The organism is Pseudomonas sp. MYb541 (genome assembly GCF_037479595.1).
GTDB lineage: Bacteria > Pseudomonadota > Gammaproteobacteria > Pseudomonadales > Pseudomonadaceae > Aquipseudomonas > Aquipseudomonas canadensis.
Genome location: NZ_JBBGYS010000040.1, coordinates 1 through 19,684, shown reverse-complemented (window position 1 = coordinate 19,684; position 19,684 = coordinate 1). Strand labels below are relative to the sequence as shown.

The window sequence follows — 19,684 nt, the reverse complement described above, 5'->3', positions numbered from 1 at the left end:
GGCCCGTCAATCCGCATCAGCCGTAACGGGCGCGCGGTAATTGTCCACCGTAAACCCATAGACCGTGGCCGGATGAATCTCCACGGACGCCACTCCCGCCACTGGGCCTGCCGACTCGAGCGTCAGCACTTCGCCAGGTAGGATGTAGGTTCGTGGCAACGTTGCAAAGCTTGCCTGCGGGTGCAGTTGTACTTCCATCCCCAGGCGTACGACGTAGGCGCTGTTGTTGTGGACCTTCAGCTGATCCCCTTCACGCTTCCAGGTCAGCAACTGCCAGGGCGCATCATGCCTGGGCAAGCCCTTAGGGTGCAGGATCAATGGCAGGCTTTGGCGCAGAGTGATACCAATGGTCGCACCGCCGGGAGCACGTGCCTCGGGGATACCTTCAAATGAAACCCGTTTCAGGCGCTGGGTCTTGAGCGGTATCTTCGTAGTACTGATGAAGCGCACCAGTTGAGTGTCACCCGCTTCGACCCGAGTAATCGGGGGCGTCACGATCAACAAAGGTTCCAGGTCTTCCGGTATGTTTTGTATGACCGAATGAAGTAACGCAGGGCCAGGGTCCGTATTTTTAACGTTAAGTGTCGCCTCACCCTCTTCCTCATTCAGAATGACAACGGTTGTTTCCGGCTGCATTCCGTCCGCTACTGCCATACCACACAAAAAAAGGCACAAGCTTATATAGCGCAACAACGACTTCAGGATTATTGATAGAGCATTCACCGATTTTCCCCGCAACCATAAAGTCGAACACCAACAAACGCACACATCAAAACAGCCGACACTTAACAGAGAGAGGTAAGTATCTTTGCGTTCATGTCGGCCATTAATGACGTACTTAGATGTAATCCACTGACAGACTGGTGCGACCATCCAGCGTTACATCACGGGTCAGGTCCAAATCGTTCGTGCGGTTGATAACGGCTTTCACTTCAAGCGTGCCTGTAAGACTGGTGATGGATGCAGGTACCGCAGTGGCACCGCTACGCCACGAATACTGGGCAGGCGATTGGGCGACTTTACCGTCACTGTTCTGCCAGGCCGCCCCCTGGCTGGTGCGCATGATAGGGTTCAGGGCCCCGCTGGACGATTGCAGGTTTTTGAGAGTAACGGAGTACCCACCGGTACGCTTGTTGCTATTGGTGAGTCCCAGGCCGTAGTTCTGCGCCTCGGTGAACCCGGCACCGAGGATGCCTGCCACCTTGCTGGCGGATTTCAGGTCGCTTAGCGCCACTCGAAACTGCGCCGGCGATTGGCCGCAACTGATGTTCAAGCTCACCGTTTTCGCGGCAAGAGGAGTGAAATTCGTCGGTGACAGGCTTGAGGCGGGAATTGTCTGGTAATCGACGATGCCGCTACCGGCGAGGCTAAGGTTGCAAGCCACCGGTTTGATAGTCCCTCGTACAATCAGTTCAGCAACATCAGCTGCGTGGGCCCCAATACTTGCGGCCAAGCAAAGAGCACCCACTGTCACACCAAGCATTTTTTTCATATTCAACCTGTCATCTGTAATGAGTAGGTGCATTTACGACAGCCGAAAACTCTGACCATAAATAAATAACACCACGGCAAAATTGCCGGATGACAGTCTGTAGCGTTGGCACCTAATTAATGAATCAGAGAACACGTCAATATTTGTGGGAGGCGTAAAAATAAAAAGTGGGCCGAACCTAAGTGCCGAGTAGGTTTAAAGTCAATTCCGACAAGCTATTAATCTCCACGTTGTAGGCAAAGTCGTAAACACCACAACTACAATCAATCGTTAATAACTCCTACAAAGACAATCACCACTTTTCTTTCAACTTAGAAAACCTCCCTACATATCCCACAAGAATTCCTCATAGACACCCGCAGGAAAATTACCGAAGCCGTACGCGTTGGCACCAAAGGTCGATCGTGGCACGATGGCTGGGTTATCGACCGAGACCCCCTTACCATGCCGCAATCCCAAGCCAAGAATCTGTCCCTGATCGCCGCCATCGACCTGGGCTCCAACAGCTTTCACATGGTCGTGGCCAAGGCCCAGAACGGCGAAATCCGCATCCTTGAGCGGCTCGGCGAGAAAGTACAACTGGCTGCCGGCATCGACGACGAGCGCCAGCTCAATGAAGAGTCCATGCAGCGTGGGCTCGATTGCCTGAAGCGATTTGCCCAGTTGATCAACGGCATGCCCCTGGGTGCCGTGCGAATCGTCGGCACCAACGCGTTGCGCGAAGCCCGCAACCGTGGCGAATTCATACGCCGCGCCGAGGAGATCCTTGGGCATCCCGTCGAAGTCATCTCCGGTCGTGAAGAAGCGCGCCTGATCTATCTAGGCGTGTCCCACACCCTGGCCGACACCCCCGGCAAACGCCTGGTCGCCGACATCGGCGGCGGCAGTACCGAATTCATCATTGGGCAAAGATTCGAGCCCTTGTTGCGCGAAAGCCTGCAGATGGGTTGCGTCAGCTACACCCAACGTTACTTCAAGGACGGCAAGATCACCCCGGCGCGCTACGCCCAGGCCTATACGGCGGCGCGGCTGGAGATCATGAGCATCGAGCACGCCCTGCACCGCCTGACCTGGGATGAAGCCATCGGCTCGTCCGGCACCATCCGCGCCATCGGCCTGGCCCTGAAAGCCGGCGGCCACGGCACTGGCGAAGTAAATGCCGAAGGCTTGGCATGGCTCAAGCGTAAGCTGTTCAAGTTGGGGGACGCCGAGAAAATCGACTTCGACGGTATCAAGCCCGATCGTCGCACCATCTTCCCGGCCGGCCTGGCGATTCTCGAAGCGATCTTCGACGCCCTTGAGCTGCAACGCATGGACCACTGCGATGGCGCACTGCGTGAAGGCGTGCTCTACGACCTATTAGGCCGCCACCACCATGAAGACGTGCGTGAGCGCACGCTCACCTCGTTGATGGAGCGTTACCACGTCGACCTGAAACAAGCCGCCCGTGTGGAGCGCAAAGCCCTGCACGCCTTCGACCAGGTGGCCGAGGACTGGGACCTGGAAGACGGCGTCTGGCGCGAGTTGCTGGGCTGGGCCGCCAAGGTGCATGAAGTGGGCCTGGACATCGCCCACTATCATTACCACAAGCACGGCGCCTACCTGATCGAACACTCGGACCTGGCCGGTTTTTCCCGCGAAGACCAGCAAATGCTCGCCCTGCTGGTGCGCGGCCATCGCCGTAACATCCCCAAGGACAAATTCGCTGAATTCGGTGACGAAGGCATCAAGCTGATCCGCCTGTGTGTGTTGCTGCGCTTTGCGATCCTGTTCCACCACATCCGTGGTACCCAGGAAATGCCCCAGGTGACCCTGCGCGCCGACGGCGACAGCCTGGATGTGGTGTTCCCGAAAGGCTGGCTGGATGAAAACCAGCTGACCCAGGCGGATTTTGCCCAGGAAGCCGAGTGGTTGACGCGGGTGGGGTTCAGTCTGAACCTGCGCTAACCTGACCTGAAGAACTCTGCAAAATAAATGTGGGAGGGGGCTTGCCCCCGATGGCGGTGGACCAGTCAATGAATCTGTTGACTGACACCGTCATCGGGGGCAAGCCCCCTCCCACATTTTCAGACCGCGTCGGTTTTTAATTAACCGTCAAAATCGGGCTGCCCAGCTTCTCCAACAGCGTTGCCTGCGCACTGCGCGGGTTCTGGTTGCCGGTCGGCGTGTTGCGCACGTAGCGGCCGTCCGACTGCAGGCTCCAGCTGTGGGTGTTGTCGGTCAGGTAGCTTTCCAGCTCCTTCTTGACCCGCATGATCAGCTTCTTGCCTTCCACCGGGAAGCACGTTTCTACCCGCTTATCGAGGTTGCGCTCCATCCAGTCGGCACTGGAGAGGAACATCTGCTCTTCGCCGCCGTTGAGGAAGTAGAACACCCGCGTGTGTTCCAGGAAGCGGCCGATGATCGAGCGCACATGGATGTTATGCGACACCCCGACAATGCCTGGACGCAGGCAGCACATGCCGCGCACCACCAGGTCGATACGCACACCGGACTGGCTGGCCTTGTACAGCGCACGGATGATCTTCGGATCAGTCAGCGAGTTGAACTTGGCGATGATGTGCGCCGGTTTGCCGTCGAGGGCAAACTGGGTTTCGCGGGCAATCATGTCGAGCATGCCCTTTTTCAGGGTGAACGGCGCGTGCAGCAGCTTCTTCATGCGCAAGGTCTTGCCCATGCCGATCAGCTGGCTGAACAACTTGCCGACGTCTTCACACAAGGCATCGTCGGAGGTCAGCAGACTGTAGTCGGTGTAGAGCTTGGCATTGCCGGCGTGGTAGTTACCGGTACCCAAGTGGGCGTAACGCACGATTTCACCGGCCTCGCGGCGCAGGATCAGCATCATCTTGGCGTGGGTCTTGAAGCCGACCACACCGTAGATCACCACTGCACCGGCCGCTTGCAGACGGCTGGCCAGTTGCAGGTTGGATTCTTCGTCAAAACGCGCACGCAGTTCGATCACCGCCGTGACTTCCTTGCCGTTACGCGCGGCGTCGACCAAGGCGTCGACGATTTCCGAGTTGGCGCCAGAACGGTACAGGGTCTGGCGTACCGCCAATACATGCGGGTCCTTGGCAGCCTGGCGCAGCAGGTCGACCACCGGGGTGAAGGACTCAAACGGGTGCAACAGCAGGATGTCCTGCTTGCTCACCACGCTGAAAATGTTCTCGCTGTTTTGCAGCAGTTTCGGGATCTGCGGCGTGAACGGCGTGTATTGCAACTCCGGATGGCTGTCCAGGCCGGTGATGCTGAACAGGCGCGTCAGGTTGACCGGGCCGTTGACCTGATACAGCTCGGATTCGGCCAGGTTGAACTGCTTGAGCAGGTAGTCCGACAGGTGTTTCGGGCAGGTGTCGGCCACTTCCAGGCGCACCGCATCGCCGTAGCGCCGCGAGAACAACTCGCCGCGCAGGGCACGGGCCAAGTCTTCGACGTCTTCGGAGTCCAGCGCCAGGTCGGCGTTACGGGTCAGGCGGAACTGGTAGCAACCTTTTACCTTCATGCCCTGGAACAGGTCATCGGCGTGGGCGTGGATCATCGACGAGAGGAATACATAGTTATCGCCAGCCCCCCCCACCTCTTCAGGTACCTTGATGATGCGTGGCAACAGGCGCGGGGCCGGGATAATGGCAAGGCCGGAATCGCGACCGAAGGCGTCGATACCTTCCAGCTCGACGATGAAGTTGAGGCTCTTGTTCACCAGCAACGGGAACGGGTGCGTCGGGTCAAGGCCGATCGGGGTGATGATTGGCGAGATCTCATCACGGAAGTAACGACGCACCCAGGTCTTGATCTTGGTGGTCCAGTGACGGCGACGGATGAAGCGGACCTGATGTTTCTCCAGTTCCGGCAACAGGATGTCGTTGAGGATCGCGTATTGGCGGTCTACATGGCCGTGCACCAGCTCGCTGATGCGCGCCAGGGCCTGATGCGGCTGCAGGCCGTCGGCGCCGGCTTGTTCACGAGCGAAGGTGATTTGCTTCTTGAGGCCGGCGACGCGGATCTCGAAGAACTCGTCCAGGTTGCTGGAGAAAATCAGCAGGAACTTCAGCCGCTCCAGCAGCGGGTAGGACTCATCCAGCGCCTGCTCCAGCACGCGGATGTTGAATTGCAGTTGTGACAGCTCGCGGTGGATGTACAGGCTGCTGTCATCCAGGTTGGTCACCGCCGCCACCGGGGCCGGCACGGGCGGCTCGGCCACCACGGCAGGCGCCGCAGGCTCATGTTCCGGCGGGGTCTCGGTGACTTGTTCAACCACCGGGTGAGCGTCTTTTACGGCAACTTCTGAGAGTCCTTCGGTATTCATTGAATGTTCCTGTGAGGGCTATTGTTGCTCTCTAAGCAATTGGGCGGCGCGGGCGGCGAAGTAGGTCAGAATGCCATCAGCCCCGGCGCGTTTAAAGGCTGTCAGGGATTCTAGGATCACCCCTTCACTCAGCCATCCATTCTGTATTGCAGCCATGTGCATCGCGTACTCGCCGCTGACCTGGTAGACAAACGTCGGCACTTTGAATTCTTCTTTGACCCGGTAAAGGATGTCCAGGTACGGCATCCCCGGCTTGACCATCACCATGTCAGCGCCTTCGGCCAGGTCGGCCGCCACTTCGTGCAGGGCTTCATGGCTGTTGGCCGGGTCCATCTGGTACGAAGCCTTGTTGGCCTTGCCCAGGTTCAACGCCGAGCCCACCGCATCGCGGAACGGCCCGTAATAGGCGCTGGCGTACTTGGCCGAGTAGGCCATGATCCGCACATTGACGTGACCGGCCAGCTCCAGGGCTTCGCGAATCGCCTGGATGCGGCCGTCCATCATGTCTGACGGCGCAACCACCTGGGCGCCAGCGGCAGCGTGGGACAAGGCTTGCTTGACCAGTGCATCGACGGTGATGTCGTTCTGAACATAGCCGTCTTCGTCCAGAATGCCATCCTGGCCGTGGGTGGTAAACGGGTCCAACGCCACGTCGGTGATCACCCCAAGCTCCGGGAAACGCTCGCGCAGGGCGCGGGTGGCGCGCTGGGCGATCCCTTGAGGGTTCCAGGCTTCGGCAGCATCCAGGGACTTGAGTTCAGACGGCGTGACGGGGAACAGCGCCAACGCCGGAATCCCCAGCTCGACCCAACCGGCGGCTTCTTCAAGCAGCAGATCAATGGTCAAACGCTCCACTCCCGGCATCGAAGCCACCGCTTCCCGACGATTTTCCCCGTCCAGCACAAACACCGGCAGGATCAGATCGTTGGTCGTGAGCACGTTTTCACGCACCAGGCGGCGAGAGAAATCATCACGACGATTGCGACGCAGACGGGTGGCGGGGAACAGACGATTGGCAGGGGTAAAGCTCACGACAGACTCCTGAGCCCGGGTTCACGGGCGAGCGTTGCAGTTATAAGCGGCCATTATGACGAAGGTATGACAGTTGTGCTTAAGCATGCGACCTGTAGCCGCATTCGTCATTTACGTAGGAATTGTTCACTTCGTGACACATCTCGATACTTTCATGAATCTTCGTGAAGGCGTAGGCTGCGCGTTCATTTCGCCAGCACCCCAGACCATGCTTCAACAATTTCTGCATGACTTCGGCTACTTTGCGCTCTTCCTGGGCACCTTCTTTGAAGGCGAGACCATTCTGGTTCTCGCAGGCTTCCTGGCGTTCCGTGGCTACATGGATATCAACCTGGTGGTGGTAGTTGCCTTTTTCGGCAGCTACGCCGGCGACCAGCTTTGGTATTACATGGGCCGCAAACACGGTCGCAAGTTGTTGGCGCGCAAGCCGCGCTGGCAATTGATGGGGGACAAGGCCCTGGAGCATATCCGCAAGCACCCGGATATCTGGGTGCTGAGCTTCCGCTTCGTCTACGGGCTGCGCACGGTCATGCCGGTGGCGATCGGCCTGTCCGGCTACCCACCTCTGCGCTACTTGATCCTCAACGGCATTGGTGCCGCGATCTGGGCGTTGGCCCTGGGTGCTGCGGCCTATCACTTCGGCGCGGTGCTGGAAGGTATGCTGGGCAGCATCAAGAAGTACGAGCTGTGGGTGTTGGGCGCGCTACTGCTACTGGGCTTCGGCCTGTGGCTGCGTCGCCGCATCAAGAATGCACGCATCGCCCGCGAGGCCTGCGCCGAGGCCAAGGCCCGGCTCGCGGCCGAGCCGGTCCCGGTCGAAACGCCTAAGACACCAGTCGAGTAAACCGGCTTCTGCAGCAGTAGAGGCCGATCACGCTGAGCAGGCTGTAGCTCAGCAGGCCCAGCCAGCCCAGGTTGCTGGCGGGCCATAGCCCAACCAACGGCGCCAGCCAGATCAGCGGCACATTCAGCACCAGCCGCGAAAGCTCGGCCTTCAGCGCCCACGGGCGATTCTCCAGAGCCACACCCAAGGTAAACAACCCCAGCGCCATGGCACTCCAACCCAGGATCAGCGCCGCCGTGGGCAAGCCTTCGCCGAAATTCATCAAATAGCTGCCAAAACCCACATACGCCGCGAATTGCAGGGCGATGTAGACCTGCTGGCGACCATCCAGCGGCACTTCGAATTTACGGAACTGGGTCAGGTCATGCTTGGCCAGCGGGTACTTGGCCTTCACGTCGGCCGGGCGCCAACCGGTGCGCATGAACCAGATGCGCAACTTGTCCCACCAGCGCTCTGTACGTCGCGCATCGCTCCACAACTGCGCATAAAACTGCAGGTTGGCCCACAGCGGATTCCAGCTGGCCAACGGCGTTGTCACGCCGAAAATCACCGGTTCATTGTCGTCCTCTTCCTGGAAGGTGCCGAACAGCCGGTCCCAAATAATGAACACCCCGCCGTAGTTGCGATCCATGTAGAGAGCGTTCTGTGCATGGTGGGCCCGATGATTGGACGGCGTGACGAAAAACCATTCATACCAGCCGAGCTTGGGCACATGCCGGGTGTGCACCCAGAATTGATAGAGCAAATTGAGCGATGCCACGCTGATAAACACCACCAATGGCACGCCGAGTACGGCCAGAGGTAGGTAGAAGATCCAGCTCAGCAGGAAGCCGGTGCTGGTCTGGCGCAGGGCGGTGCTGAGGTTGTAGTCCTCACTCTGGTGATGCACCGAGTGCGCGGCCCACAGGATGTTGCGTTCATGGCCCATGCGATGCAGCCAGTAGTAGCAGAAGTCGTAGAACACAAAGGCGAATACCCAGGTCCAGACGCTTTGGGCCGGGAGATCAATCAATGCAAGATGTTTGAGGGCGAACGCGTAGGTCAAAATCCCTACACCCTTGGTCAACAGCCCTGTGGTGGTGGACAGCACGCCGGTGCTGAGGCTGTTGATGGCATCCGCCACCCGGTAGTTACGCTCGCCGCGCCAGCGGTCAGCAAGCAGCTCTACCACGATCAAGGCGATGAAAAACGGTACCGCGTAAGGCACGAAGTCCATGGTCTAGTCCGGTCTAATTTTGTTACATCAAGATTAGGTGCAGCGACACGAGATCCCATTGGCAACAGATGACAAATTAGTAGACATTTAACGCCAAGACCCCAGGAGAAATGCCCATGAGCAAAAAGATTGCAGTGATCCTTTCCGGCTGCGGCGTGTACGACGGCGCAGAGATCCACGAAAGCGTGATCACCTTGCTGCGCCTGGACCAGCGCGGCGCTCAGGTCCAATGTTTTGCCCCCAACATCGCGCAACTGCATGTCATCAACCACCTGACCGGCGAAGAAATGCCCGAGTCACGCAACGTACTGGTGGAGTCGGCCCGAATTGCCCGCGGTGATGTGAAAGACATCCGCGAAGCCAATGCCGAAGATTTTGATGCGCTGATCGTGCCCGGCGGGTTTGGCGCGGCGAAGAATCTGTCGAACTTTGCCGTGGAAGGCGCAGGCTGCAGCGTCAACCCACAGGTGCTGGAGCTGGCCGAGGCCTTTGCCGAAGCGGGCAAGCCGGTGGGGCTGATCTGCATCTCACCGGCCCTGGCGGCGAAGATCTATGGCCCGGGCGTGACCTGCACCATCGGTAACTGCGCCGACACCGCCGCCGCGCTGGACAAGATGGGCGCTACCCACCAAGAGTGCACGGTGGAAGATATCGTCGAGGACAAGGCGCGCAAACTGGTGAGCACGCCGGCCTATATGCTTGGCAAGAGCATCAGCGAGGTCGCTTCGGGGATCAACAAGCTGGTGGACCGGGTGTTGGAACTCACCCACGAAAACGACTGATCACCGATGCTGGCGAGGAATCTCCCTCGCCACAGGTCAGGGTTGGCGCATCAGGCGCGTGAGGATTCGGTCCAGAGCATTGGCAAACGCCTGCTTTTCTTTTTCACCGTGAGGCGGTGGCCCCCCACCCATCTGGCCCTGTTCACGCAGATCCGTGAACAGGTTACGCACTGCCAGGCGTTCGCTCATGTTCGCCGGGCTGAACTCCTTGCCCCGTGGATCGAGGGCGGTGACGCCCTTTTTCACCAGGCGGTCGGCCAAGGGCACGTCGCTGCAGATCACCAACTCACCAGGCAGCGCGTGCTCTACGAGGTAGTCATCCGCCGCGTCCGGACCGCTGGGCACCACAATCAGCTTCACACACGCAAAGCTCGGCTTGATCTGGCTTTGCCCGGCCACCAGCACCACCTCGAACTGACGCTTGAGGGCGAACTTCACTACCTGGTCCTTGGCTGCCCGAGGGCAGGCGTCGGCATCGATCCACACGCGCATGTCAGGCCGCCACTCGGCGTTTCTCGGCCAACCGACTGCGACCATACAGCACCACAATCGCCAGGATCGCCACAGCCTGCGCACTCAGCGAGTACGCATCGGCGTGGATGCCCAACCAGTCGAAGTCAAAGAACGCCACCGGCCGCGTACCGAAGATGCCGGCTTCCTGCAACGCCTTCACGCCATGCCCGGCGAACACCACCGACAGCGCACACAGCAACGCCGCATTGATACCGAAGAACAGCGCCAGCGGCAGCTTGGCCGAACCGCGCAGAATCACCCACGCCAGGCCCACCAGCAGCACCAGCGCCGTCGCACCGCCCGCCAGCACGGCGTTGTGTCCAGCCGGGCCGGCTTGCAGCCACAGGGTTTCGTAAAACAGGATCACCTCGAACAGCTCGCGGTACACCGAGAAAAACGCCAGCATCGCAAAGCCGAAACGCCCACCGCCGCCTACCAGGCTGCTCTTGATGTAGTCCTGCCAGGCGGCCGCGTGGCGGCGGTCGTGCATCCACACGCCGAGCCACAGCACCATCACACTGGCAAACAGCGCCGTGCAGCCTTCAAGCAATTCACGCTGGGCGCCGCTCACGTCAATCACATACGCGGCCAACGCCCAGGTGGCGAGACCCGCCAACAGCGCCAGGCCCCAGCCCACGTTGACGCTACGCACCGCCGACTGCTGGCCGGTGTTGCGCAGGAACGCGAGGATCGCGGCGAGCACCAGGATGGCTTCCAGGCCTTCACGCAGCAGGATCAGCAGGCCCGAGATGTAGCTCAGCGACCAACTCAGGCCATCGCTGCCCAGCAGGCCGGCGGATTCGGTGAGTTTGCCTTTGGCCACATCCAGGCGCTGCTGCACCTGCTCGACCTGCAAACCGTCCTGCAACGACTGCCGGTAGGCCATCAGCGCCTTCTCGGTGTCCTTGCGCACGTTGGCGTCGACGTTATCCAAAGAGCTTTCCACCAGCTCGAAGCCTTCCAGGTAGGCGGCTACCGACAGGTCGTAGGCCTGTTCGTGGTCTCCGTTGCGGAACGCGGCCAGGCTCTTGTCCAGGGTGGTGGCGGTGTAGTCGAGTAGCTGCGCCGGGCCACGCTTGACCTGCGGCGGTTGCGCACGCTGGGCGCGGAATGTCGTGGCGGCAGCTACACCGTTGGCGGCCAGGACTTCGTTCGGAGTCTGGCGCGCCAGGTCGGCGAGGTTGAACGGTTGCTCGCTTTTCGCGGCGGCCGGGTCGGCGGTGAAGCCGGCGATGTAGGTGGCCAGGTCCCAGCGCTGACGGTCGTCGAGTTGATCAGCGAAGGACGGCATATCGGTGCCTTCGACGCCCAGGCCAAGAGTGTTGTAGATCGCATAGAGGCTCAAGCGGTCCAGGCGCACAGGGTCGCGCAGATTGGCCGGTGGTGGCGTCATACCGACGCTGGCCGGGCCATCACCGGCGCCCGCGGTGCCGTGGCACACCGAGCAATGCTGGGCGTAGAGCGGCGCACCTCGCGTTGGATCAGGCGTGATCGCCGGGGCCTGGCTGACTTCATAGGCCACGGCCAGTTGGGCGCCCAATTGGCGGGCTTGCCGAGCAACCGTTGCGCCGTCCTGATGGGCAGTTACAGCCGCTAACAGTTCATCGACACCTTTGATCAACGCCGCGCGCTCCGGGCGCTGAGGCAACTCTGCCACCAGCCCTTGCAACACCCCGAGAAACTCCACCTGTTCGCGGTATTCGGATTCATCGATAACCTTGCCCGCTTCCACCGTCGGAGGATAGTCAGCGCCAATGTAGTCCAGCAAATGCAGGGCTTGTGGGGCGCCCTCGGCAGTCGCAGCCAGCAGGTTGAAGCTGCACGACATCAACGCCGGCAGCATCAGCCAGGCGAGAAAACGGAAGGGGGCAGTCATGAACGAATCTCAAATGGAAATACGAAGTAACACATTGTTAGGGCTTAAGGGGTTTGACTCAAGGCGAAAGTGATTTGTCGTTGGTAAAAGCGAGGCATTTTTAGAAGCGGACTGGTGGCGCATTGGGCGACTTCGTCGGGCAAATAGCCATTGTTTTGCCAGTAATGGTGCTTATAATGCCGCGCCCTGTTAGTGCGAAAGGGAATTTCGTTCCTCGTTTTTATGAGGAATTACCACATCGGTTATTACTTTCAGGGAAGAAGGCTGCATGGCATTTCGCGCTTTACCTTTGCTTGCGCTCTCGGCGGTAACGTTGTTGTCGGGCTGTTCGATGTTCCGCAGCTATGACACCGAGTTGCAGGCTACCAATCAGCAGTTGGCCACCGGGAATGTCGACGCGGCGTTGACGCTGTTGGAGAAGAACAACAGCGGCGAAGACAAAGACTTGCTCTATTTCTTCGAGAAGGGTGAGTTGCTGCGGGCCAAGGGTGATTTGACGGGGAGTCAGACCGCGTGGCGCAGTGCTGATTTGCAGGTCTACAAATGGGAAGAGGCGGTCAAGTTCGACAGCGCCAAATACCTGGCCCAGTTCGGCAGTTTCATCGCCAACGACAAGGTGCGGCGCTACGAAGGCTATGACTACGAGAAGGTCATGCTGACCACGCAGATGGCCCTGAACCTGCTGGCCTTGAACGACTTCGATGGCGCGCGCACCGAGATCAAGAAGACCCACGAACGCGAAGCGGTGATCGCGGACCTGCGGGATAAGGAATACCTCAAGCGCGAGGACGAAGCCGAGCGTGAAGGCGTGACCACCCAGATGAAAGACCTGCGCGGCTATCCGGTAGCAGCCCTCGACGCGCCGGAAGTGGTCGGTCTGAAGAACAGTTACCAGAGTGCGTTCAGCCATTACCTGGCCGGTTTCGTCTACGAAGCCCTGGGCGAAAAAGATCTGGCGGCCCCCGGTTACCGTAAGGCGGCTGAGTTGCGCCCCAATACACCATTACTTGAACAGGCCTTGCTGGACTTGGACAAATCCAAGGTCGGTGCCGATGAAACCGACGTGCTGATCGTGGTGCAGAGCGGTCTGGCGCCGGCCCGCGATTCGATTCGCCTGCCGATTCCGATCCCGATCAACGGCAATCTGGTGATCACCCCGCTGTCGTTCCCGGTGATCAAGGCCGACACGTCCACCGCGACCTTCGCCCAGATCGGCGTCGACGGCCAGCAACGGAACCTCACGGCACTCAACAGCACTACGGCCATGTCCCGCCGTGCCCTGCGCGATGACATGCCGGGGATCATCCTGCGAACCACGGTGCGTGCGGTCAGCCGTGGCGTGGCGCAAAACAACCTGAACAAGACCAACCCCATGGCGGGCCTGGTGCTGGGTATCGCCTCGGCGGTCACCGAAGGTGCCGACACCCGCACCTGGCGCACCCTGCCGGACATGACCCAGGTGACGCGCCTGCGCCTCAAGCACGGCGAGCATCAGGTCAGCCTGCCCAACGCCCTGGGCGGCACGTTGGTGACGGTCAAGGCTGACCAGCGTTACCAGGTGATCACGCTGCGCGTGGTGGGTAACCAGGTATTCGCCGGTGGCCTGGCCGCTCATGTAGTGCCGAGCACCGCCAACCAGGCCATCGCCTTCAAACAACCTTAAGGAGCACGCTATGCGTCATTTTATCCTCGGCGCCTTGGCGCTGGTCCTGCTGGCCGGCTGCGCCACCCCGCCCCCCCCGGAGCCTGGCAGCGCCGCAAGCAAAATCGTGGTGATGGGCAAATTCAAGGGTATCGCCGTCGGCGCCATCCGCGTTGCGCGCGAGAACGGCTTCCTCACCGCCAAGGTGCAGTTGAGCAATATCACCAGCAGCAACCAGACGATGTATTACCGCTTCGCCTGGCTGGGCGCCGACGGCTTCCCGGTAGGCGAAGAAGAAACCTGGAAAGTGCTGAGCCTATACGCCAACCAGGCGACCTTCCTGCCGGCCATTGCCAACCTGCCCCAGGCGGCGGACTTCCGTCTTGAAGTGAAGACGCCTTGAGCCGTTCCCCTTTTACGTTTCAGAGAGAATTCCCCATGTTTGCACGCTTCTCGATGCTCGCTGTCGTTGCCCTGCTGGCCAGCGGCTGTTCCAACACCTCGCCCGTACTGGGCAGCAAGAACATCAGCTACGGCGACACCAAAGCCGTAGAAACAGTCACCAACGAATTCGGCTCCACCGACCTGCAGATGATCGCCGAAAGCATGACCCGCTCCCTCGCCCAATCCGGCATCTTGCAGGGTCGCCCGGTGGTGCAGGTGTATGACGTGAAGAACAAGACCAGCGAGTACATCGACACTCGCGAGATCACCACGTCGATCAAGACCCAGTTGATGAAGACCGGCACCGCCCGCTTCGCCAGCGACAACACCGACATGCAGAGCCAGGTCGACCAGCTCAAGCTGCAGAACCAGAGCGGCCTGTACAAGAAGTCGACCGTCAGCAAGACCGGCAACATGGTCGCCGCCAAGTACCGCCTGGAAGGCTCCATCAGCTCCATCGTCAAACGCAGCTCGGACTACAAGGACGTGTTCTACAAATTCAGCCTGCAACTGGTGGACGTCGAGAGCGGCCTGGCCGAATGGATGGACGAAAAAGAAATTCGCAAGACCACGGAGCGCTAAGCAATGCGTGCATGGATCGGCATGATCGGCCTGCTGTGCGCCTTTGGCGCCTCGGCCGCCCCGAAGATCGCGGTGACCGACCTGGCCTACGAGGCGCGGGTCGAGGAATACATCCACCAGGTATCGGCCAGCAACAACTTCCAGGCAAGCAGCTACCACGCCAGCGGTGCGTCGAACTACAGCGAGTACGAAAGCCGTACCAGTTATATCGAACAGACCGAGCTGCGCAAATTCAGCGGTGACATCAAGGGCGAGATCCTCAAGTCGCGTCAGTTCCAGCTGGTACAGGGCACGCCCTACACCGCCGATGCCAAGGGTGACGTCTACGACGTGATCAAGCGCATCAAGGCCGGTAACTTCAAGGGCGCCGACTATGTACTGTTCGGCACCCTGTCGGACATCGACTTCACCCAGGACATCAACGCCCTGGACCACACCAACAGCTACTCGGCCGTACTGGGCCTGACGTTGGTGGCGGATTTCAGCCTGATCAATACGCGCACCTACGAGATCACCTCGGCGTTCACCGCCATGGGTGAAGGCCAGGACACCAAGCTGGTGAACAGCCGTGACATACGCGTGAGCCTGAACCGGCCGCGCGTGGTGAAAGACGTGTCGAAAGCACTGGGTGAGGATGTGGCGCGGCAGTTGGCGGAGCAATTGGGGGGCGGGTATCAAGACCCGGACAAGCCGGCGCTGCGCAACAACCTGCCAAGGGACGAAGCACCCAAAATCCTGCGTTGAACCCCGATTTCACAAGCAACACAAACCAATGTGGGAGCTGGCTTGCCTGCGATAGCATCACCGCGGCGCATCAGTTAAACCGCGGCGCTTGCATCGCAGGCAAGCCAGCTCCCACATTTGTGATCCGGTTTTTGCAGTTAAGCTGTTGCGCGGTGCAGGCTGGCGAGAAAGCCGGCAGCGCCGACAAACAACCCGGCAAACGTACGGTTCATACGTTTCTGCTGCTTAGGCGTGCGCAACAGGCGCAACACTTTCGACGCCAACCCCGTATACCCCGCCATCACCACCATGTCGACGCAGATCATCGTTGCACCCAAGATCAGGTACTGGATCAGCAGCGGCGCCTGCGGGTTCACGAACTGTGGCAGCACCGCCAGCATGAACACCAAAGCCTTGGGGTTGCTGGCATTGACCAGAAAACCACGGAACATCATCGCCATCGGCTTACCGATCGGGCGCACAGCGGCATCATCGGTCATGTCCATGGGCAAGGCGCGCCATTGCTTGATGGCCAGGTACACCAGGTACGCCACGCCAAACCATTTGATCGCATAGAACGCGGTGGAAGATGTCGCCAGGATGGCACCCAGGCCGCAGGCGACGACGGCAATTTGCATCGCCAGCCCCAGTTGCAGACCGATGGCGTTCCAGTAGCCGCGCAGGAAGCCGTATTGCAGGCCGCTGGACATCGAAGCGATGGCGCCGGCGCCGGGGGAAAGGGAGATGATCCAACTGGCCAGGAAAAAGGCCAGCCACGTATCAAGTGCCATTGCACACCTCAAGAGGGAGTTTGCTGTTGTGCCTTAAGCTAACTCCGCCGACCAAAGGCTGGCTATAGATTTTTACAAGATGTGAATACTAGCGGTCGCCCGGAAACACGTGAGTGCCGGGCCAACGCCGCACCGAGCGCTGAAAGAACAGGCTGTTGGGCACTTGGACCATTGCGCTGTCGGTACCGGCCTCTGCCACTTCGACCAGCGTGGTGTAGAGCAGGTTGATCGCCACGACCCGCCCCTTTACCCCCGGTTTGTCGACGGTATCCACCAACTCGACGATATCGCCCAAGCGAAACGGCCCGACGGTGAAGATCAGAATGGCGCACAGCAGGTTGGACAGTACCGACCACATGGCGAAGAACGCCACGGCGGCAACCGCGACAAACCCCGACAACGCCGTCCACAACACCGTGGCGGACACACCCAGGCGCCCCAACACAAAGATCAGCGCACTGCCCATGATCAGCCAGCGCAGACCACCGCGCAGCGGCATCAGCAGCTGCGGCGGGAACGGGTAACGCTCACCCAGCCGGGTCAGGCCTTTGGCGACAAAACGCTGGGCAAGGTAACCCGCCAGCAGGATCAGCAGGATTTGCACGCCAACCCACACGGGCTCGACCCACTGCGTCGGTATCGGCAACTGCAACGCTTCCATCAGGACAGCGCCTCCAGCTCCGCTTGCAGGGTTTCGAGCAATTCGAGGGCTTCCATCCAGGTCTCCTCCAATTGCCCTTCACGCACCTTGAGCTTGGCCTGTTCGGCCAGCAGGTCGCGCAACTCATCCTTGCGGGCGGCCTCGTAGACGGCGCTGTCGCCCAGGCTGGCTTCGATCTTGGCCAGGCGCTCATGCACCTTGCCCAACTCGGCTTCCAGCTTGTCAGCCTCACGCTTGTGCGGCGCCAGTTGCTGACGCAACGCGGCGGCGGCTTGGCGCTGGGCCTTTTTGTCGGTCTTGTCCGGGTTGACCGGGGTGTTGCTGACCGGCGCGTTGCGCAGGCGGTAGTCCGTCAGCCAGCGCGCGTAGTCGTCCAAGTCGCCGTCGAACTCCTCGACTTTGCCGTCCGCCACCAGCAGGAAGTTATCCGTGGTGCTTTTGAGCAAATGGCGATCGTGAGACACTACCAGTACCGCGCCGCTGAACTCCTGCAGTGCCATGGTCAGCGCCAGGCGCATTTCCAAGTCCAGGTGGTTGGTCGGTTCGTCGAGCAGCAGCAGGTTCGGACGGTCCCAGGCGATCAATGCCAGGGCCAGGCGGGCTTTTTCGCCGCCGGAGAAGTTCAGCACCGGCTCGTCGATGCGCGCGCCACGGAAGTCGAAACCGCCGAGGAAGTCGCGCAGGGTCTGCTCGCGCTCGGTCGGCGCCAGGCGCTGCAGGTGCAGCAACGGGCTGGCCTTGGAATCGAGAGAGTCCAGCTGATGCTGGGCGAAGTAGCCCACCACCGTGTTCTCGCCTCGGGTCAGTCGGCCGGACAGGGGCGAAAGCTCACCGGACAGGTTCTTGATCAGCGTCGACTTACCCGCGCCGTTGGGGCCAAGCAAACCGATGCGCGCACCCGGCGTGAGCTGCAGCTTCACTTTTTCCAGGATGGTTTTGTCGCCGTAACCCAGGCGCGCATCGGAAAGATCCAGCAACGGGCTGGAGATCTTCACCGATTCGCGGAACACGAAGTCGAACGGCGAATCGACATGGGCCGCCGACAACTCCTCCATGCGCTCCAGGGCCTTGATCCGGCTTTGGGCCTGGCGGGCCTTGGTGGCCTGGGCCTTGAAGCGGGCGATGTAGCTTTCCATATGCGCACGCTGCGCCTGTTGCTTCTCGAACGCTTGTTGCTGCTGGGCCAAGCGTTCGGCACGCGCACGTTCGAACGCGGTGTAGCCGCCACGGTAGAGGGTGATTTTCTTCTGTTCGACGTGGGCGATGTTGTCGACCACGGCGTCAAGGAAATCCCGGTCGTGGGAAATCAGCAGCAAGGTGCCCTGGTAACTTTTGAGGAAGTCTTCCAGCCACAGGATCGCATCGAGGTCCAAGTGGTTGGTCGGTTCGTCGAGCAGCAACAGGTCCGAGGGGCACATCAAGGCCTGGGCTAGGTTAAGGCGCATGCGCCAGCCGCCGGAGAAGTCAGCAACCGGGCGGTCCATCTGTTCGTTGGTAAAGCCAAGGCCGGCGAGCATTTTGCGGGCGCGGGCGTCGGCGGTGTACCCGTCGGCACTGTCGAGTTCCGAGTGCAGGCGGGCCTGGGCGGCGCCGTCCTGGGCTTTCTCGGCCTCAGCCAGGTCGTGTTGCACCTGGCGCAGGCGCAGGTCGCCATCGAGCACGTAGTCGATCGCGATACGGTCCAGGGTGTCGATCTCCTGGCGCATATGGGCGATGCGCCAGTCGGCCGGCAGCAAGCAGTCCCCGGAATCCGGGGTCAGCTCACCCAGCAACAGGGCGAACAACGTGGATTTGCCGGCGCCGTTGGCACCGATCAGGCCGGCTTTGTGACCGGCGTGCAGGGTCAGCTCGGCGTCTTCGAGAAGACGTTGCGGGCCACGCTGTAATGTTAGGCTTTGAAGTCGGATCATAATGGCGGCGGAGTCTACCAGCTTCGTTGGCCGCTGGCTTGGGTGTGAATATGTGCGCTGACCTGTGGAGCTTTGCCCTCTCGACTTACGCCCGCCCAGGGTGCGAAGCCGCTTGCCTGCGTTTGCAGGCGCAAGGTGCGGACGTGTGCCTGTTGCTGTGTGGCGCGTGGCTGGAACAGCGTGCGGTGACAGTAACCGCCGAACGCATACAGGCGCTGAAGCACATCGCCAGGCCTTGGCAGACAGACGTGATCGAACCGTTAAGACGGGTGCGCACACAATGGCGCGCCATGGCGCAGCAGGATGAGGATTTGGCTGGGTTGCGTGAGCGAGTCAAGGCCCTGGAGCTGGACGCCGAACGGCAGTTGCTGGCGCGCCTGGAAGCGTTGGCGCAAACATGGCCTGTAGGGAAGGCGCTAGATCAACAGCACTGGCTGGAAGGACTGGCGGCTGAGGATGCCGCCAACCTTGACCACGACGCGCTGCAGCAGCTGCGCGTCGTGGTCACCAACGCTTAGGAAGCGCTGGTTGGAGTGGTGCTTGGCGCTACCGGTGCAGTCGCGCTGCTGGCCGGTGCAGTTGGAGCGGTGGACGCTACCGGGGCAGCAGCAGGCGTTGCTGGCTTGGCCGGTGCTGGTTTTGCGGCAGCTGGCTTGGCAACGGCTGGCTTCGCAGCGGGTTTTGCAGCGGCAGGTTTAGCAGCTGGCTTCGCGGCTGGTTTCGCAGCAGCAGGTTTAGCGGCTGGCTTGGCGGCCGGTTTTGCAGCAGCAGGTTTAGCGGCTGGCTTGGCGGCCGGTTTTGCAGCAGCAGGTTTAGCAGCTGGCTTAGCGGCTGGTTTCGCAGCAGCAGTTTTGGCAGCTGGCTTGGCGG

General features: G+C 60.5%; 19 protein-coding genes. 8 read left to right on the top strand and 11 right to left on the bottom strand.

All coding sequences use genetic code 11. The features are described 5' to 3' along the window. Nucleotides 1-6 precede the first annotated feature (6 nt). Both WH299_RS22450 and WH299_RS22445 read right to left on the bottom strand, forming a co-directional pair. The gene (locus tag WH299_RS22450; RefSeq protein WP_371923927.1) at nucleotides 7-723 is read right to left on the bottom strand and encodes a fimbria/pilus chaperone family protein; all 717 of its coding nucleotides are present in this window, start codon (nucleotides 721-723) and stop codon (nucleotides 7-9) included. A 115-nt stretch (nucleotides 724-838) separates the two neighbouring features. Then, nucleotides 839-1,492 (bottom strand): DUF1120 domain-containing protein, encoded by a 654-nt coding sequence (locus WH299_RS22445; protein WP_339551350.1) that lies wholly within the window; start codon nucleotides 1,490-1,492, stop codon nucleotides 839-841. Between the two features lie 444 nt (nucleotides 1,493-1,936). Between WH299_RS22445 and ppx the strand changes: the two genes are divergently transcribed. After that, nucleotides 1,937-3,439, top strand: a complete 1,503-nt coding sequence (ppx, locus tag WH299_RS22440) for an exopolyphosphatase (RefSeq protein ID WP_164393856.1) — start codon at nucleotides 1,937-1,939, stop codon at nucleotides 3,437-3,439. Between the two features lie 136 nt (nucleotides 3,440-3,575). On the opposite strand, the gene ppk1 is transcribed toward ppx, so the two are convergent. Continuing rightward, on the bottom strand, nucleotides 3,576-5,798 hold the full coding sequence (ppk1, locus tag WH299_RS22435; protein WP_028618415.1) for a polyphosphate kinase 1: 2,223 nt from the start codon (nucleotides 5,796-5,798) through the stop codon (nucleotides 3,576-3,578). An 18-nt stretch (nucleotides 5,799-5,816) separates the two neighbouring features. Then, nucleotides 5,817-6,830, bottom strand: coding sequence for a porphobilinogen synthase (gene hemB, locus WH299_RS22430; RefSeq protein WP_068935457.1), 1,014 nt, complete (start codon nucleotides 6,828-6,830; stop codon nucleotides 5,817-5,819). A gap of 208 nt (nucleotides 6,831-7,038) precedes the next feature. Between hemB and WH299_RS22425 the strand changes: the two genes are divergently transcribed. Then, the gene (locus WH299_RS22425; protein WP_033897595.1) at nucleotides 7,039-7,674 is read left to right on the top strand and encodes a DedA family protein; all 636 of its coding nucleotides are present in this window, start codon (nucleotides 7,039-7,041) and stop codon (nucleotides 7,672-7,674) included. Here the strand turns inward: WH299_RS22425 and WH299_RS22420 are convergent. After that, nucleotides 7,655-8,890, bottom strand: coding sequence for a sterol desaturase family protein (locus WH299_RS22420; RefSeq protein ID WP_122686937.1), 1,236 nt, complete (start codon nucleotides 8,888-8,890; stop codon nucleotides 7,655-7,657). The genes WH299_RS22425 and WH299_RS22420 overlap by 20 nt on opposite strands. Before the next feature lie 116 nt (nucleotides 8,891-9,006). Here WH299_RS22420 and elbB point away from each other — a divergent pair, with 116 nt between their 5' ends. Then, complete coding sequence (elbB, locus tag WH299_RS22415; protein ID WP_028618419.1) at nucleotides 9,007-9,672, top strand: isoprenoid biosynthesis glyoxalase ElbB; 666 nt, start codon at nucleotides 9,007-9,009, stop codon at nucleotides 9,670-9,672. A 36-nt stretch (nucleotides 9,673-9,708) separates the two neighbouring features. On the opposite strand, the gene WH299_RS22410 is transcribed toward elbB, so the two are convergent. Both WH299_RS22410 and WH299_RS22405 read right to left on the bottom strand, forming a co-directional pair. Next, nucleotides 9,709-10,164 (bottom strand): YaiI/YqxD family protein, encoded by a 456-nt coding sequence (locus WH299_RS22410; protein WP_028618420.1) that lies wholly within the window; start codon nucleotides 10,162-10,164, stop codon nucleotides 9,709-9,711. Nucleotide 10,165: 1 nt separating this feature from the next. After that, nucleotides 10,166-12,061, bottom strand: coding sequence for an FTR1 family protein (locus tag WH299_RS22405; protein ID WP_339551326.1), 1,896 nt, complete (start codon nucleotides 12,059-12,061; stop codon nucleotides 10,166-10,168). Nucleotides 12,062-12,329: 268 nt separating this feature from the next. Between WH299_RS22405 and WH299_RS22400 the strand changes: the two genes are divergently transcribed. From WH299_RS22400 to WH299_RS22385, 4 genes are read left to right on the top strand one after another with little or no spacing between them, the layout of a single operon-like run. Beyond that, nucleotides 12,330-13,724: a COG3014 family protein gene (locus WH299_RS22400; protein ID WP_339551325.1), complete on the top strand. Its 1,395-nt coding sequence runs from the start codon at nucleotides 12,330-12,332 to the stop codon at nucleotides 13,722-13,724. Between the two features lie 10 nt (nucleotides 13,725-13,734). Further along, a complete protein-coding gene (locus tag WH299_RS22395) occupies nucleotides 13,735-14,106 on the top strand; it encodes a YcfL family protein (RefSeq protein ID WP_339551324.1) in 372 nt (123 codons plus the stop codon). Between the two features lie 35 nt (nucleotides 14,107-14,141). Next, nucleotides 14,142-14,729, top strand: a complete 588-nt coding sequence (gene lpoB, locus WH299_RS22390; RefSeq protein ID WP_028618424.1) for a penicillin-binding protein activator LpoB — start codon at nucleotides 14,142-14,144, stop codon at nucleotides 14,727-14,729. A 3-nt stretch (nucleotides 14,730-14,732) separates the two neighbouring features. Next, entirely contained in the window at nucleotides 14,733-15,473 is a 741-nt protein-coding gene (locus tag WH299_RS22385; protein ID WP_339551322.1) for a penicillin-binding protein activator LpoB, read from the top strand. 137 nt (nucleotides 15,474-15,610) lie between these two features. Here the strand turns inward: WH299_RS22385 and WH299_RS22380 are convergent, their stop codons facing one another. From WH299_RS22380 to WH299_RS22370, 3 genes are all read right to left on the bottom strand, one after another. Beyond that, nucleotides 15,611-16,243: a LysE family transporter gene (locus tag WH299_RS22380; protein ID WP_028618426.1), complete on the bottom strand. Its 633-nt coding sequence runs from the start codon at nucleotides 16,241-16,243 to the stop codon at nucleotides 15,611-15,613. Between the two features lie 88 nt (nucleotides 16,244-16,331). Then, nucleotides 16,332-16,904, bottom strand: coding sequence for a mechanosensitive ion channel family protein (locus tag WH299_RS22375; protein WP_028618427.1), 573 nt, complete (start codon nucleotides 16,902-16,904; stop codon nucleotides 16,332-16,334). Continuing rightward, the gene (locus WH299_RS22370) at nucleotides 16,904-18,814 is read right to left on the bottom strand and encodes an ATP-binding cassette domain-containing protein (RefSeq protein ID WP_126569470.1); all 1,911 of its coding nucleotides are present in this window, start codon (nucleotides 18,812-18,814) and stop codon (nucleotides 16,904-16,906) included. The genes WH299_RS22375 and WH299_RS22370 overlap by 1 nt, the downstream gene beginning before the upstream one ends. Nucleotides 18,815-18,864: 50 nt before the next feature. On the opposite strand from WH299_RS22370, the gene WH299_RS22365 reads away from it, so the two are divergent. After that, nucleotides 18,865-19,332 (top strand): TIGR02444 family protein, encoded by a 468-nt coding sequence (locus tag WH299_RS22365; protein WP_123474814.1) that lies wholly within the window; start codon nucleotides 18,865-18,867, stop codon nucleotides 19,330-19,332. Here WH299_RS22365 and WH299_RS22360 read toward each other — a convergent pair. Further along, the coding region (locus WH299_RS22360; RefSeq protein WP_445262717.1) for a hypothetical protein at nucleotides 19,329-19,684 on the bottom strand (356 nt) is incomplete at its 5' end. The two genes, WH299_RS22365 and WH299_RS22360, sit on opposite strands and share 4 nt — an antisense overlap.

Bases quoted from the DNA above. Each gene is read 5' to 3' on its own strand.
- WH299_RS22445 (WP_339551350.1), bottom strand. From the start codon at position 1,492: ATGAAAAAAATGCTTGGTGTGACAGTGGGTGCTCTTTGCTTGGCCGCA.
- ppx (WP_164393856.1), top strand. From the start codon at position 1,937: ATGCCGCAATCCCAAGCCAAGAATCTGTCCCTGATCGCCGCCATCGAC.
- ppk1 (WP_028618415.1), bottom strand. From the start codon at position 5,798: ATGAATACCGAAGGACTCTCAGAAGTTGCCGTAAAAGACGCTCACCCG.
- WH299_RS22425 (WP_033897595.1), top strand. From the start codon at position 7,039: ATGCTTCAACAATTTCTGCATGACTTCGGCTACTTTGCGCTCTTCCTG.
- WH299_RS22420 (WP_122686937.1), bottom strand. From the start codon at position 8,890: ATGGACTTCGTGCCTTACGCGGTACCGTTTTTCATCGCCTTGATCGTG.
- elbB (WP_028618419.1), top strand. From the start codon at position 9,007: ATGAGCAAAAAGATTGCAGTGATCCTTTCCGGCTGCGGCGTGTACGAC.
- WH299_RS22410 (WP_028618420.1), bottom strand. From the start codon at position 10,164: ATGCGCGTGTGGATCGATGCCGACGCCTGCCCTCGGGCAGCCAAGGAC.
- WH299_RS22405 (WP_339551326.1), bottom strand. From the start codon at position 12,061: ATGACTGCCCCCTTCCGTTTTCTCGCCTGGCTGATGCTGCCGGCGTTG.
- WH299_RS22400 (WP_339551325.1), top strand. From the start codon at position 12,330: ATGGCATTTCGCGCTTTACCTTTGCTTGCGCTCTCGGCGGTAACGTTG.
- WH299_RS22395 (WP_339551324.1), top strand. From the start codon at position 13,735: ATGCGTCATTTTATCCTCGGCGCCTTGGCGCTGGTCCTGCTGGCCGGC.
- lpoB (WP_028618424.1), top strand. From the start codon at position 14,142: ATGTTTGCACGCTTCTCGATGCTCGCTGTCGTTGCCCTGCTGGCCAGC.
- WH299_RS22385 (WP_339551322.1), top strand. From the start codon at position 14,733: ATGCGTGCATGGATCGGCATGATCGGCCTGCTGTGCGCCTTTGGCGCC.
- WH299_RS22380 (WP_028618426.1), bottom strand. From the start codon at position 16,243: ATGGCACTTGATACGTGGCTGGCCTTTTTCCTGGCCAGTTGGATCATC.
- WH299_RS22375 (WP_028618427.1), bottom strand. From the start codon at position 16,904: ATGGAAGCGTTGCAGTTGCCGATACCGACGCAGTGGGTCGAGCCCGTG.
- WH299_RS22370 (WP_126569470.1), bottom strand. From the start codon at position 18,814: ATGATCCGACTTCAAAGCCTAACATTACAGCGTGGCCCGCAACGTCTT.
- WH299_RS22365 (WP_123474814.1), top strand. From the start codon at position 18,865: ATGTGCGCTGACCTGTGGAGCTTTGCCCTCTCGACTTACGCCCGCCCA.